Here is a 15,159-nt window from a genome sequence, read left to right on the forward strand (position 1 = left end):
ACCGGAAGAAGTGCAGCGCGCGGTATCGCTCGTGAAATCCGGCGAAGTGGTGAGCCTCGCGCAACCGCTTTCGGCGAAGACGCCCGGTCCGAAACACCGCTGTGGCCTGCAGCATTTCATGAATCGCGACGGCGGCGATTACGCCGCGGGCGGTCGCCGTCCGGGCGGCTTTCAGTTCTCCGAAGATAGCGTCGTGATGCCCTTGCATATCGGCACGCACATCGACGCGTTGTGCCACGCATGGTACGACGACGAACTCTACAACGGGTTTCCTGGCAACACGATTCGCAGCACGACGGGCGCTGTGCGGCTCGGTGTCGACAAGATGCCGCCGATCGTCACACGTGCCGTGCTGCTCGATTTCGTGCAACTGCGCGGCAAGCCGCTTGCGCCGGACTACTCGATCGGCCGTGCCGATCTTCTTGAAGCCGCAGCGGCCGCCGACGTCGAGATCGGCCGCGGCGATGCGGTGCTGATCCGCACCGGCTGGCTCGAAAGCCAGGCGGGCGTAACGGATGTCTCGTTCGATATCGAACCGGGTATCAACGTAGAAGCGGCGCTGTGGCTCGCGCAACGCGACGTCGCAGTGATCGGTGCGGATAACTACGCAATCGAAGTGCTGCCGTTTCCGGCAGGCCAGGTGTTTCCCGTGCATCAGCGGTTGATTCGCGACTACGGTGTGCCGCTGCTCGAAGGGCTGAGCCTGAAAGAGATTGCGTCGCGCAAGCGCAGCACGTTTCTGCTGATGGCGAGCGCGCTTCCGATCGTCGGCGCGACGGGCAGTCCGCTCGCACCGACGGCCGTGCTTTAACGGAGCGCGCGAAATGTCCCGCTTCAATTCATTCATGCAGGGCGTACGGGTACTCGACGTCTCCGCCTACATTCCTGGCCCGCTCGCCGGCCTGCTGTTCGCCGACATGGGCGCGCAGGTCATCAAGATCGAGCCACCCGGTGGTGACGGCATGCGCGAACTGGGTCCGCGCGACGACGCCGACGTCCCCGTGTTTCATGCGGCGATCAACGCGGGCAAGACGATTTGCCGGCTCGACCTCAAATCGCCGCAAGGCGTGGCCACGTTTCTGCGTCTAGCCAATGAAGCCGATGTAGTGATCGAGGGCTTTCGTCCCGGCGTGATGAAGCGGCTTGGCCTCGACTACGCGACGCTCGCCGCACGCAATCCGCGGCTCGTCTATTGCGCGCTCACCGGCTACGGTCAAAGTAGTCCCGCCGCGAACGAGGCCGGACACGACGCGAATTATCTGGCCGCCTCCGGCGTCTTGCATCGCAACGGCAATCCGCCGCGCTATTTCGATCCGCCGATTACCGATGTCAGCGGCGCACTGTTCGCGACGATTGCGATCCTGGGCGCGCTGCATCGGCGTGACGTGGATGGCGCCGGCTGTTTCGTCGATCTGGCGCTCGCCGATACGCCGATGCTGCTGCAACAGTTCGCGTTGGCGGGCTTCGGCGCCACGGGTGTCGCGCCGCAGACGGACGAAACCTATCTGAACGGCGGCGCGGCGTACTACCGGGTATATCGGACCCGCGACGCGCGGCACGTGGTGCTCGGCGCGGTCGAGCCGAAATTCTGGCGGGCGTTCTGCGAGGCCGCGCATCAACCGGCATGGCTCGCACGTCACCAGGACGCGTTGCCGCAAACCGAACTGATCGGCGAACTCGACGCGTTCTTCGCGACCCTGAGTGCCGCCGAATGCATCGACCGCTTCGCCGCGGCCGATTGCTGCGTCACGCCAGTGCTCGATCTTGGCGAGGCCGTCGACGCGCCGCATCACGTCGCGCGCAATCTGCTGCGCCTCGGTCCGCATCACGATTTACAGGTGTTGTTTCCCGCGTGGATCGACGGCGTGCCACCCGCCGTGCGCGGCCCATCGAAGACGACTGCCGATCCGGCATTCGCGGCTTGCTTCGACGGGCACCGGTCGACTGTTTGATTTTCAACCAGAGGGACTCTCATATGACTTACAAGGTACAGCCCGGCGTCATCGGCTGCGCGATACGCCCGGTCATCAGGGGACAGGACCGCTCGCTCGAGGAGATGATGTACGACACCGTGCAGATGGCGCTCGCCGATGCCGGTCTCACGATCGACGACATCGACGGCATCGTGGTCGCCTCGAACGATCAGTTCGACGGCCGCGCGATCTCGGTGATGATGGCCTCCGGCCCGGTGGGCGGCGTCGATCGCGACATCCTGTCGACGCCTTCCGCTTCCGAGCACGCATTCGTGATGGGCGCGCTGCGCGTCGCATCGGGCCACTATCGCACGCAACTGGTGGTGTCGTGGAGCCCGACCGAGGCGTCGTCGTTGTCGGAAGCCGAACGGCTCGGCGCCGATCCGTATTTTCACCGCATTCTGCCGCTCGACGAACTCTCCGCGCATGCGTTGCAGGCCGCCACGCTCGAAGCGCAGGTGCCCGGCGTGCGCGATCTCGCAGCGCGTGTCGCGGCGAAGAACCGGCACCACGGTGAGCAGGCGCAGCCTACGACACGGCCGGCAGCAGGGCTCGCGCGTTGGCCGCTCGCGGCGTCGATGACCTCGCAGCCGGTGACCGGCAGTGTCGCCATGATTCTCGCGTCGCCGGAATTTATCGAAGAGCGCGGCATCGCGAATGTCGCGTGGGTGCGCGGGATGGGCTGGGCGACGGAAACCGGTTTCCTCGGCGATCGCGAACTGGGCCGCGCGCCGGCGCTTGAAAGCGCGTCGCAGCAGGCTTACAAGACGGCGGGCATCACGAATCCGTCCGCCGAGTTCGACGTCGCGGAAGTGACCGACGCAACGCCTTATACAGAATTGCTCGCCTATGAAGCGCTCGGACTGTGTGCCCGCGAGCAATGGGACGAGCAGATTCGCGCCGGCAAGTTCCAGCGCGGCGGCGCCCTGCCGGTCAATCCATCGGGCGGCGTGCTCACGCACAACCCCGTGTTTTGCACCGGGCTGATCCGTATCGCCGAGGTGGCCAATCAGGTGCGCGGCCGTTCGGGCGAACATCAGATCGACAACGTGCGCTGCGGCCTCGCACACGCGGCAAGTGGCTTTGCAATGCAATATCAGGCGGCGATCGTGCTCGGCCGTGAACAGGGGGTGGCGGCATGAGACAGGAACGCGTTGGCATTATCGGCATCGGGCAATCGGCGTTCAAGCCGCGTCGCGACGATGCCAGTTATCCGGATCTGGTCCGCGAGGCGGTCGTGCTCGCGATGGCCGATGCGAAGCTCGACTTCGAGCAGATCGAGGCGATCGTCTATTCGTTGTCGCCCGACGCGATGGTCGGCATCGGCAATGCGGAGCGCCTTGGCGTCGACGCGGTGGGCGCGCGCAACAAACCGTTCCTGCGCATCAACACGGGCGGCGCCACGGGTATTTCGAGCGTGATCTCCGCGTATTACCACGTTGCGTCGGGTGCCTGCGACGTCGTCCTGACCGCCGGCGCGGACAAGGTCGGCGAATGCGGCGATTCGCAGACCGTGCTCAACAAGATCTGGGATCCATCGTACGAACGTCAACTGCCGCTCGGCACGATCAACATGCTGGCGATGTCGGCGGTGCGCTACATGGAGCACTACGGCATGACGCAGGAAGACATGGCGCGCGTCACGGTGAAGAACCGCCGGCACGCGTCGCTCAATCCGAATGCGCATCTGCGCAAGCTGGTGAGCGTCGAGGACGTAATGACCTCGCGCTGCATCTCGTGGCCGATCAAGCTGATGGACTGCTGCCCGCAATCGAGCGGCGGCGCCGCCATGGTGCTCGCCTCCGAGCGCTATATCCGCGAGAACCATCTCGACGCGGTGTGGATCACGGGTCTCGCGCATTGCGCGGAAACCTACTGGCTCGGCGACCGGATGGCGTCGAACCCGATCGCGGATCACGCGGATGCGTTCGCACTGGGCCGCGCATTCGACCGCGCTTATCAGATGGCCGGGATCACGGATCCGCGCACGCAGATCGACGTCGCCGAACTGTACTCGCCGTTCAGCAACACCGAATTTCATTCGATCGACGCCGCGCGTCTGTGCGAACGCGGCGAGTCGGTTCGGTTGATGCGCGAAGGCTACTTCGAACTCGGTGGCAAGGTGCCGGTGAATCCGTCGGGCGGCGTGCTTTGCACGAACGCGATTGCGGTCACGGCGATGGTGCGCGCCGCTGAAGTCGCATTGCAGGTATGGGGCAGGGCCGGCGGCCACCAGGCCGCGGGCGCAAAACGCGGCGTCGCGAGCGGCAACGGCGGCGACCACCAGATTTTCGGCACGATGGTCATTGAGGCTTGAGAGGAGATACGAACATGGCAACAGAACTTCTGCGACGCAAAGAGAACTGGAACATCACTTACGACCACGCACTTGGCGAAACGGCCAGCTGGTTCTACGTGCAGATTCGCGACAATGCGAAAATCTACGGCCGCCGCTGCGCGGAAAGCGGCAAGGTGCTCGTGCCGCCGCGCGCGTTTTCCGACCAGACGCTCAAGCCGACCACCGACTGGGTCGAAGTCGGTCCCGGCGGCACGATCACCGGCTTCACGATCGTCTATGAGCCGTTCCAGAACCTGCCCGATCCGCCGTATGCATTCGGCTATGTGCAACTGGACGGCGCGGATACATCGATCGGCGGCTTCTTTACCGGCGTCGATCTGAGCGATGGCGATGCCGCTGCGAAAGAGTTGAAGATCGGCCGCCGCGTGATGACACGCTTTTCCGAAGAACGCACCGGCGACGTGCTCGACTTCCGCTTCGAGCCGGAATGATCGAGCCAGGGCGATAGCGGTGCCGCCGCGGCGGACGACGTTCGGCTCGTCGCGCAGCCGCATCGCCTGAACGATTCATTGACTCACGTACGAAATGCACCGCCGCGTTCTGCGCGGCGGGCAGGGCTTCGTGCGTCCGCAAAGCCTCGGCTACACAAAAAAAGAATGGAGACGACACAATGAAAAAACTTTTGCTGGCCGCACTGCTGATAAGTCCGGTCTGTACGGTGTACGCGCAAAGCAGTGTGACGCTGTACGGCCTGATCGACGAAGGCCTGACATTCAACAGCAATCAAGGCGGTCATCGCAACTACACGGCGGCGAGCAGCGTGATGCAGGGCAGCCGCTGGGGCGTGTTCGGCACCGAAGATCTGGGCGGCGGCCTGAAGGCGGTGTTCCGGCTCGAAAACGGGTTCGACGTCAACAACGGCTCGATGAGCCAGGGCAGCCGTCTGTTCGGGCGGCAAGCGTATGTCGGTCTCGCCTCGAACTACGGCACGCTGACGATGGGCCGTCAATACGATCCGGTGGTCGACTACGTGCAGCCGATCAGCCTTGTCGCTTTCATGGGCGCATACGGCGGCCATCCGCTCGATAACGACAATCTGCAGGACACGTACCGCGTCAACAACACGGTCAAGTACAAAACGCCCACCTTTGGCGGCGCGTCCGCCGAAGCCATGTACGCCTTCAGTAATACGGCCGGCGGCTTCAATCAGAACAGTGCATGGAGCGTCGGCGGCGGTTACGCGAATGGGGCGATCGCGCTCGGCGCGGGGGTGATCAGGCTTGATCATCCGGGCCTCGGCACCAATGGCGCAGTCGGCGCGTCGGGCAGCGGCACCACGTCCGACTATGCCGCGCTGGCTAATACCTTTGTTGCCGGCAGCGTGCAGAACGAATTGATCGCATCAGCGGCGGGCACCTACACCTTGGGCGGCGCGATGTTCGGCATCGTCTATTCGCATGTGCTGTACGAGATGCCGTCCTCGAACGTGCGCTTCGACAACTTCGAATTCGACAGCTCGTATTACTTCACGCCGTTTCTACGGCTGAGCGGCGCCTATACGTTTACGCGCGGCAATGTCGACGTGACCGATGAGCAACCTCGCTGGCATCAATTCAACCTGGTGCTTGACTACTTTCTGTCGAAACGTACCGACGTGTATCTGATGGGCGTCTATCAGCGCGCGGCAGGCGATGCACAGACCGCGCGAATCTATCCGATGGCCGCGTCGAGCAGCGTCAACCAGTACCTCGCGCGCGTCGCGATCCGTCACAAGTTCTGAGCGCCAACCATCCGCGCGGCGGCGCGAGCCCAAGGTTCGGCAGCCGCCTTTGCAAGAGTGTCGAGGAGAGCATCATGTCAGCGAACAGCAGTAAGCACGTGTTGCAGGCGGGTTATGCGGCACCGGCCGATGAATATTCAGCGGACGCCGAACGCCGCCTGGGCATTCGGGTCGTCATGTCGAGCTATGTGGGCAGCACGGTCGAATGGTTCGACTTCTTTATCTATAGCATTGCCAGCGCGTCCGTGTTCAACGTGCTGTTTTTCCCGCAACTGGGTTCGACCGGCGGCACGCTGGTCGCGTTCGCGACGATCGCGATCGGCTATCTGGTCCGGCCGCTCGGGGGCGTGATCTATGGTCATTTCGGCGACCGCATCGGCCGCAAGAAGATGCTGATCTCGAGCATCGTGTTGATGGGCGTGGCGACGATGCTGGTCGGCATCATGCCCACTTATGCGCAGATCGGCTTGTGGGCGCCGTTGTTGCTGATGGCGCTGCGCATGCTGCAAGGGCTCGCGGTGGCCGGTGAATGGGGCGGCGGTTTGCTGATGACGCTGGAACACGCGGGGCCGGGCAAGCGCGGTCTGTGGAGTTGCGTGATCGGCATGGGCCAGTGTTCGGGCCTGTTGCTCGGCACAGCGGCGTTCGGCCTCGTGTCGCGTTTGCCGGAAGCGCAGTTGCTGTCCTGGGGCTGGCGTCTGCCGTTTCTCGGCGCAGTGCTGCTGATCGCAATCGGATTGTGGATGCGCCTCGGCATTTCAGAGAGCCCGGTGTTCCTCGAACAGAAACGCAAGGACGAAGCGCAGCGCAAAGCACCGCGTCTGCCGCTCGCCCTGGTGTTGCAGACGCAATGGCGCCAGGTGCTGCAAGCCGCGCTGATGGTGTCGGGACCGTTCGTGATCAGCGCCTTGATCAGCCCGTTCAGCATCGCCTATTCGGTGCAGGCCGGCTTCACGCGCGTGATTGCGCTCAATGCAGCGACCGCCGCGGCGTTGTGCCAGGTGATCGGTATGTTCTGCGGCGGCTGGCTGTCCGACAAGGTAGGCCGCCGGCCGGTATTCATGGTCGCGGCCGTGCTGATGGCGACCAACATCTCCGCGCTGCTCTATCTCGCGACGCTGCACGACAGCGGCATGCTGGTGCTCGGTTTCGCGCTGGCCGGCCTCGCGCACGGTTTCATGTTCGGGCCGCTCGGCGCCTTCATCACGGAACTCTTCACGACCAGCACACGCTTCACTGGCGCGTCGCTTGGTTATCAACTGGCGGGCGCGTTGGGCGGCGGCTTCACGCCGCTGATCGCCGGTGCGCTGCTGGCCGCGGGCGGCGGCGTCCCGCATGCGCAGTACGTGATCGCATTCGGCGCGTTGTTCTGTGTCATCAGTTTCATCGTCGCGCTGAAGTCGCGGGAAACCTATCGCGAAGACCTGAACGCGGTGGGCGCGACGTCTAGCGCCGGTTCCGGCGCATGAATCGCCGCGGTATCAAAGCGTGAGCATCGGCAGGATGCGTCACAACGGCAATCACTTCATCCCATGAGTTTTATGATGCGAGCACCTTTAAGCAGAAACCTGTTCGATCTTCTCTGCGAAATGGCGGCCCAGGCGCCGGACCAACCCGCGGTGATCGCTCACGACGAGCACGTCAGCTGGCGTGAACTCGAAATCCGCGCGCGGCGCGTCGCGGCTTGCCTGCAATCGTTCGGCGTGGCACGGGGCGACCGTGTCGGGCTGCTGCTCAGCAACCGGACCGAGTGGATCGAGATCTGTTTTGGCGCCGCGCTGCTCGGCGCGGTAACGGTCCCGGTCAGTACGTGGTCCAAACGCGCCGAACTGGATTTCCTGCTGCGCGACGCGAGTCTGAGAGTGTTGTTCACGCTCGAGCGTTTCGGCGACCAGAACTATGCGGCCGATCTTGCCGCGCTGATTCCTGAGCTTGCCGACCCGCGTTCCGGTAGTGCGCTCTGCGCCACCTATCCCGCGCTGCAACAAGTTGTCTGCGTGGGCGGCGACGGCCTCGCGGGCGCTTCGCAGTACGCCGATCTCTGTCGCCACGCCACGCCGCTCGACACGTTGCCGCCACCCGGTGACGGAGCGTGCGCAACGGACGACGCGTTCATTCTCTACACGTCGGGCTCGACGTCGTTCCCGAAAGCCGTTCGGCTAAGCCATGGCGACGTGATCGAGAACGGCTTCAACATCGGCGAGCGGCAGGGGTATACCCGCGACGACCGCGTGCTGCTGAGCCTGCCGCTCTTCTGGTCGTATGGCTCGGCGAATGCGATGTGCGCGACCTTCACGCACGGCGCGACGCTGGTGCTGCAAAGCCGCTTCGAGCCGGCGGGCGCGCTCGATCTGATCGAGCGGCATCAGTGCACCGCGTTGTACACGTTGCCGGCTGCGACTACCGCACTGGTCACGCATCCATCCTTCTCGCGCGAACGCACGCGCAGTTTGCGCACCGGCCTCACGATCGGCAGCGCGCAGGACGTCGCGACAGCGGCGGACGTGCTCGGCATCCGCGAAATTTGCAATGTGTACGGGCAGACCGAAACGTACGGCAACTGCTGTGTAACGTGGCACCACACGCCGCTCGACGAGCGCAAGCACTGCCAGGGGCCGCCGCTGCCCGGCGTGCGGCTGCGCATCGTCGATGCGGAAAGCGGCGAGCCGGTTGCGCGGGGTGAACCCGGCATGATCGAGGTGGCGGGCCGCGTCACGCCCGGCTACACCGGCAAGAGCGAAACGCTGAACGCGGAATGCAGAACCGCGGACGGCTATTTGCAAACCGGCGACATCGGCCGCATTGCGCGGGACGGCAGCCTGCAATTCATCGGCCGCAATACGGAGATGATCAAGCGCGCCGGTATCAACGTGGCGCCCGCCGAAGTGGAGGAAATCCTGCGGCAGCACGAAGGCGTCGCGCTTGCGGGCGCGGCCGGCGTACCCGACGCCGAGCGCGGCGAGATGATCGTCGCGTTCGTCGTGAAGGTGCCGGGCGCGACCGTGACAAGCGAGGAGTTGCGCGCGCATTGCCGGGCGCTCGCATCAAGTTACAAGGCCCCCGATCGCATCGAGATCTGCAGCGAACTGCCGGCCACGCCGACCGGCAAGGTGCTTCGCAAGGAACTGAAGGCGATGGCGGCCGCACTGCTGGCGACCAAGTAGCCAGTGTCCGTCTGGGCGCGTTTTGCTGCGGCTTCGATAAGGGGAAGTGATGGGTATCGACAAGAACTTCCCGTTTGACCCGAACCACGCAGGCGCTTAACGTGAAGACACAACGATAGAAGGCCGCCGCCGCCGCGCGGCCGGAAAAAGCTGATGAAACTGGAGGAAGACATGTCGACAGCCGCTCCCACGCGTTCGATCGCGGATTTGCCGGCGCAGCGCGCCGCCGCGCCGAAAACCGCCGCGCAACGCACCGCGCGTTATTTCAACACGGGCAACGCGTTCAATATCCAGCTGCCGCCTGTGCCGGACCATGCTTTCACCGCCGAACCGGCGCGCGCGTTGAATCCTGATACGCCGACCGGTTTGATCGATTGCGATCTGTCGGCGCAGTTGCAGATTCCCGTGCCGGCTACCACACCGCTTTCGCTGGTGCGCTACGCGCGCATTCGCGCCGGCGAAACGCTGAATACCGAATTTGCCGCGAGCGGCGTGATCGTCTATGTGATGGTCGGCGGCGGCCAGACGGTTTGTGGCGACGAACAGATCGACTGGAATGCGGGCGACGTGTTCGTGCTGCCCGGCGGCATCCCGCATCGTTATCAAGCGGCGCCTGACGCCGACGCCGTGCTGTGGATCGTCACGAACGAGCCGCAACTCGCCTTCGAACATCTGCGCGCGCCGGTCGATGGCGGCGCGCCGAGTCCGGTCGTGCACTATCCGGCCGACGAAATCGAACGCCAGATCGATCTGATCTACGACGTCGGCCGTGGCCAGGATATCGCCGGCTCAGCGCTGATTTTCTCATCCGAGCGTCAGGAGGCGATTCGCAACGTGCTGCCGACGCTCACCGTCGCGATGAACTCGTTGCCGCCGGGTGTCGCGCAACGTCCGCACCGGCATAACTCGATGGCGGTCGCATTGATCATTCGAGGCGACGGCTGCTTCTCGATGATCGACGGCAAACGCAAGGACTGGTCGCAATGGGCGACCACGATCACGCCGCCGGTGGCCGTGCATTCCCATCACAACGAAGGCGATCAGCGCGCGATGTTCCTGATCGTGCAGGACGGCGGCATCTACTACTACACGCGTGCGATGGGTTTCTCGTTCGCCGACTAGAACGCGAACCATCCACCCAATCCTGGAGACACAAACCATGTCAGCTCAAGCTGTGAATGCTTCCACCGCCAACCGCTTCAAGGTCCGCAGGCTCGGCGACGCGCTGGGCGCCGAAGTGCTGGGCGTCGATATGCGCCATCCGCTCGACCCCGCCGCCCATCAGGAATTGCACGACATCTGGATGGAGCATCTCGTGCTGGTGTTCCCCGAGCAGCACGTGGACGACCAGCAGCATGTGGAGTTCACGCGCAGCTTCGGCGAGCCGGAGATCTTCCATCAGGACATCATCCGCTCGAAGCGCGTGCGCGAAATCTTTCGCGTGTCGAACGTCGACGAGGAAGGTACGCTGATGCCGCCGGATCATCCCACCGCGCGGCAAGTGTCGCTCGCGCAGTTCTGGCACACCGACAGCAGTTATCGCGCGGTGCCGTGCACCGGCGCGCTGTTGCACGGGATCGAAGTGAGCCGGACCGGCGGCGAGACGCAGTTCACCAACATGTACGCCGTCTACGATGCGTTGCCCGACGCGCTGAAGAAGCAGGTCGAAGGGCGCCGCGCGCTGCACGACTTCGAGTTTCTGCAAAAGCAGAACAAGCTCAAGCCGCTCACCGACGCGGAACGCGCGGCGATGCCGCCGGTGTGGCAGCCGATGGTCCGCAAACACCCGGTGACCGGGCGCAAGTCGCTCTATATCAGCCCGATCTACAACGAAGACGTGGAAGGCATGCCGCGCGACGAGGCGCGCGCGCTGATCGCCGAACTCGCGGCGTTCGCCGGGAAGCCGCAGTTCGTCTACTCGCATCGCTGGGAAACGGACGACGTGGTGCTGTGGGACAACCGCTGCACGATGCACCAGGTGACTTCGTTCGAACCGACCGAGCGGCGCGTGATGCACCGTACGACGATCGTCGGCGATCAACCGGTGATCGCGGGCTGAATCCCCAGGACACACGACGCTTTCGAGGACTTCCCATGTCGACTACCGAACTTCCCGTTTTCAAGCATGTCGAGTTGAACCCCGCCTGGCTGGACCGTCTGCACGAAGACATCATCGAACCCGATCTGCCGATCGTGGATCCGCATCATCATCTGTGGGAACGCGACGGCGGTTATCTGCTCGATGACTTGCTGGCCGACACCAGTTCGGGCCACAACATCGCCGCCACCGTTTACGTGCAATGTGGTTACGCGTATCGCCACGACGGACCGGAGGCGTTCAAGCCAGTCGGCGAGACGGAGTTCGTCGCCTCGGTGGCCAACGAAGCCGCTCGGCGCGGCGTCAAGACGCGCGTCTGCGCGGGCATCGTCGGCTATGCGGATCTGACTTTGGGCGACGAGGTAGACGCCGTGCTGCAGGCGCATGTCGATGCCGGCGGCGGCAGGTTTCGCAGCGTCCGCCATATCGTCGCGCGCCATGAGTCGTTTCAGGCGAGCCTGCTGGCGCCGCCGCCGCTGTTCCTGATGAACGACGCCACGTTCCGGCGCGGCGTGGGCCGGCTCGGCGCGTTCAACCTGTGCTTCGACGGATGGCTGTATCACACGCAGATCAAGGAGCTGGCGAATCTCGCGCGAGCCTTTCCGGAGCTTCCGATCGTGATGAACCATCTGGGCGGCCCGCTCGGTGTCGGTCCATATCAGGGCCGGCGCGATGAGGTGTTCCGTGAGTGGCTGGCCGCGATCGACGAACTCGCGCAGTGCCCGAATGCCTATGTGAAACTCGGCGGCCTCGCGATGGCGATTGCCGGTTTCGAATTCCATCGCGAGCCGTTGCCGCCTTCGTCCGGCGAACTGGCGAACGCGTGGCGGCCGTATATGGAGGCGTGTATTGAACGCTTCGGCGCCGAGCGCTGCATGTTCGAAACCAATTCGCCGGTCGACAAGGGCATGTGCAGCTATCCGGTGATGTGGAACGCGTACAAGCGGATCGCCTCGGGCGCTTCGGCAAGCGAGAAAGCGGCGCTCTTTCACGATACCGCGACGCGAGTCTATAAGCTCGGGCACTAACAAGCCGTGCGGTAGAAAAAGAGGCAACGCCAGAGCCCATCTGGCGGCAGGCAATACATGCCGGCGTCCGAAAGGCGCACGGCGAAAAAAATGACCGGCAGAGCGGGCCACGCCACCAAGGCGTGGCACCGCGAGTGCCCGGCAATACGGAGACGACGACACATGGGTACAGCATCCCCCCGCGCCGATTTCACCGGTAGGGAAAGATGGAAGGTCATCATCAGTTCGTCACTCGGCACGGCATTCGAGTGGTACGACTTTCTGCTTTACGGCGCACTCGCGCCGGTCATCGCGAAACAGTTTTTCTCCGGCGTCAATGAAACCGCGGCATTCATCTTCGCGTTGCTGACGTTCTCGGCGGGCTTCGTCGCGCGGCCGTTCGGCTCGCTCGTGTTCGGGATGATCGGCGATCTGGTTGGCCGCAAGCGCACTTTCGTCGCGACGATCATGCTGATGGCGTTGCCCACGTTTCTCGTCGGCTTGCTGCCCAACTACGCGACATGGGGCATCTATGCGCCTGCCACGCTGATCGTACTGCGGGTGTTGCAGGGTCTTGCTGTCGGCGGCGAATATGGCGGCGCGCTTGTCTATGTGGCCGAGCATTCCGAGCCGGCCAAGCGCGGCAAGGATACCTCGTGGCTCAGCGCGATGACGCCGGCCGGGATCATTCTCGCGTTGTCGGCCACACTCATCACGCGCACGATTTCCGGCGAGAGCGCCTTGGCGGAATGGGCGTGGCGGATTCCGTTTCTCGCCTCGATCGTGCTGTTCGGGATTTCGATGTGGCTGCGTCTGAAGCTGAAGGAATCGCCGGTATTCGAAGAGATGAAAGCTGCCGCGCGCGACAAGCGGCGGCCCGTGCGCGAAGCGTTCGGCGAGTGGCGCCACCTGCGTACGGCCATTTTGCTGACCTTCGGCGTCAATACCGCGATCGGCGTGATCGCCTATACGTCCGAGTTCTATTCACAGTTCTTCATGGCGCGCACGCTCGGCATCGATCCGGTGACGATCAACTGGGTGATGCTGCCTTCGTTGTTACTGAGCATTCCGCTGTATATCGTGTGCGGCTGGCTGACCGATAAGTTGGGTCGCAAGCCGGTCTTTCTGATCGGCACGCTGCTCGCGGCCCTGACGCTGCAACCGGCATTCCGTTTGATGACGCACTACGGCAATGAAGCGCTCGAAGCCGCGCAACGCGCCGCGCCGGTGGTCGTGTACGCCGATCCCGCCAATTGTTCGTTGCAGTTCAATCCGGTGAGCGCGGCGGCGCTGAGTTCTTCATGCGATATCGCGAAGGGCTATCTGGCGAGCCGGATGGTGTCGTACGAGAATCAGACGTTGCCAGCCGGTTCGATGGCGTCGCTGCAGATCGGCAATACCAAACTCCAGGCGTTTGACGGCACCGGCATGCCGAAGGCCGCCTTCGCCGCGCGCGAAAAGCAGTTCCAGGCGGACGTTCAGACGGCGCTGACGGCAAACGGCTATCCGGCGCGGGCTGATCCGGCGCATGTGCATCGCGGCGTGCTGATTTGCATCATGACGTATCTGCTTTCCCTGCTAGCGATGATCTACACGCCCGCCGGCGCCTGGATGACCGAACTGTTCCCAACGCGCATCCGCTATACCGCGATCTCGCTGCCGTACAACATCGGCGCGGGCTGGTTCGGCGGCTTCATGCCGAGCGTCGCGTTCGCGATGGTGGCGGCCAATGGCGGCGTGTACTTCGGGCTGTGGTATCCGGTCGGCTTGCTCGCATTGGCCGTGCTGATAGCGGGCTTCGGCTTACCTGATACGAAGGATCGCCGGCTCAACGCACCGATCGGCGATGACGATTCGAGCGACGCAGGGCGCGGCGTCGAACACGCCGTCGAGCAACGCACCGTGTGATGAAAAGCGGAACGGTGCGCGGCCGCGATGGCGCAATTTCTGTGGAGACGAGAAATATGTCTGCGAGTCCGATGACGACAATGGATGACTTGCCGCTGACACAAGACAGCGCGCACAGCATGAGCGACGCGGAGCGCACGCTGCGCGTCGAACTGGCGGCCGCGTACCGGCTGGTCGATTACTTCGGCTGGACCGAGCAGATCTACGGCCACCTGACCGCACGCATTCCCGGTCCCGAGAACCATTTCCTGATCAATGGGTTCGGCGAGAACTACGACGAGGTCACGGCGTCGAGCCTGGTAAAGATCGATGTGGACGGCAACGTGGTGTCGGGCGCGAACAGCTCGGTGAACTATGCGGGCTTCGTGATCCATTCGGCGATCCATATGATGCACGACGAGCGCAATCTGGTCGTGATGCATATCCATTCGCGAGCGGGCATGGCGATCGCCGCGATCAAGGAAGGCCTGCTGCCGATTTCGATGTTTTCGACCGTGTTCTACGAGAACATCGGCTATCACGATTACGAGGGTGCGTCGCTCTATCTCGACGAGCGCGACCGCATTGTGCGTTCGCTCGGTTCGGCGAAAGCGCTGATCTTGCGCAATCATGGCTTGCTGGTGACGGGCGCGTCGGTGCCGGAATGTTTTCTGCGGTTGTACCGGCTGGAGCGGGCGTGTCAGATTCAGGTGGATGCCGCGGCTTGCGGGACACTCAATCTGATCAACGCGGACGTGGCGTCCAGATCGCGCGCTGACCTTGGCGAATTCCAGGGCATGCAGCGCGTGCCGGAAGGGACGATCGAGTTCGCGGCACTCAGGCGCAAACTTGACCGGATTGACTCGGGCTATCGGGACTAGCCGCTCGGCCTCGAAAGCTGCGAGTCTCATTGCGCTAAATTGTGCGGCGCTGGCTCCCTTGGTTCGATGG

13 protein-coding genes are annotated in these 15,159 nt (G+C 63.7%); all 13 read left to right on the forward strand.

Translation table 11 applies throughout. From position 1 onward, the window contains the following. A partial coding sequence (locus PQR32_RS02275) for a cyclase family protein (RefSeq protein ID WP_408221965.1) occupies positions 1 to 811 on the forward strand: 811 nt, incomplete at its 5' end. Between the two features lie 13 nt (positions 812 to 824). Continuing rightward, on the forward strand, positions 825 to 1,952 hold the full coding sequence (locus tag PQR32_RS02280; RefSeq protein WP_408221966.1) for a CaiB/BaiF CoA transferase family protein: 1,128 nt from the start codon (positions 825 to 827) through the stop codon (positions 1,950 to 1,952). A 23-nt stretch (positions 1,953 to 1,975) separates the two neighbouring features. Further along, positions 1,976 to 3,115 carry a thiolase family protein gene (locus PQR32_RS02285; RefSeq protein ID WP_408221967.1) on the forward strand — a complete coding sequence of 380 codons (1,140 nt, stop codon included), beginning with the start codon at positions 1,976 to 1,978 and terminating at the stop codon, positions 3,113 to 3,115. Then, entirely contained in the window at positions 3,112 to 4,290 is a 1,179-nt protein-coding gene (locus PQR32_RS02290; RefSeq protein WP_408221968.1) for a thiolase family protein, read from the forward strand. The genes PQR32_RS02285 and PQR32_RS02290 overlap by 4 nt, the downstream gene beginning before the upstream one ends. Before the next feature lie 14 nt (positions 4,291 to 4,304). Further along, on the forward strand, positions 4,305 to 4,763 hold the full coding sequence (locus PQR32_RS02295) for a Zn-ribbon domain-containing OB-fold protein (protein ID WP_408204585.1): 459 nt from the start codon (positions 4,305 to 4,307) through the stop codon (positions 4,761 to 4,763). Between the two features lie 179 nt (positions 4,764 to 4,942). Further along, entirely contained in the window at positions 4,943 to 6,052 is a 1,110-nt protein-coding gene (locus tag PQR32_RS02300) for a porin (RefSeq protein ID WP_408221969.1), read from the forward strand. Positions 6,053 to 6,126: 74 nt separating this feature from the next. After that, complete coding sequence (locus PQR32_RS02305) at positions 6,127 to 7,521, forward strand: MFS transporter (RefSeq protein ID WP_408221970.1); 1,395 nt, start codon at positions 6,127 to 6,129, stop codon at positions 7,519 to 7,521. Positions 7,522 to 7,596: 75 nt separating this feature from the next. Next, positions 7,597 to 9,216: a class I adenylate-forming enzyme family protein gene (locus PQR32_RS02310; RefSeq protein WP_408221971.1), complete on the forward strand. Its 1,620-nt coding sequence runs from the start codon at positions 7,597 to 7,599 to the stop codon at positions 9,214 to 9,216. A gap of 153 nt (positions 9,217 to 9,369) precedes the next feature. Then, entirely contained in the window at positions 9,370 to 10,338 is a 969-nt protein-coding gene (locus PQR32_RS02315) for a cupin domain-containing protein (protein WP_408221972.1), read from the forward strand. Positions 10,339 to 10,375: 37 nt separating this feature from the next. Next, positions 10,376 to 11,275 (forward strand): TauD/TfdA dioxygenase family protein, encoded by a 900-nt coding sequence (locus tag PQR32_RS02320; RefSeq protein WP_408221973.1) that lies wholly within the window; start codon positions 10,376 to 10,378, stop codon positions 11,273 to 11,275. A gap of 35 nt (positions 11,276 to 11,310) precedes the next feature. Further along, positions 11,311 to 12,342, forward strand: coding sequence for an amidohydrolase family protein (locus PQR32_RS02325; RefSeq protein ID WP_408221974.1), 1,032 nt, complete (start codon positions 11,311 to 11,313; stop codon positions 12,340 to 12,342). Positions 12,343 to 12,504: 162 nt separating this feature from the next. Then, positions 12,505 to 14,229 carry an MFS transporter gene (locus PQR32_RS02330; protein WP_408221975.1) on the forward strand — a complete coding sequence of 575 codons (1,725 nt, stop codon included), beginning with the start codon at positions 12,505 to 12,507 and terminating at the stop codon, positions 14,227 to 14,229. A 56-nt stretch (positions 14,230 to 14,285) separates the two neighbouring features. Beyond that, positions 14,286 to 15,089: a class II aldolase/adducin family protein gene (locus tag PQR32_RS02335; RefSeq protein ID WP_408221976.1), complete on the forward strand. Its 804-nt coding sequence runs from the start codon at positions 14,286 to 14,288 to the stop codon at positions 15,087 to 15,089. Positions 15,090 to 15,159 lie beyond the last annotated feature (70 nt).

This window comes from Paraburkholderia dipogonis (genome assembly GCF_046027395.1).
GTDB lineage: Bacteria > Pseudomonadota > Gammaproteobacteria > Burkholderiales > Burkholderiaceae > Paraburkholderia > Paraburkholderia dipogonis_A.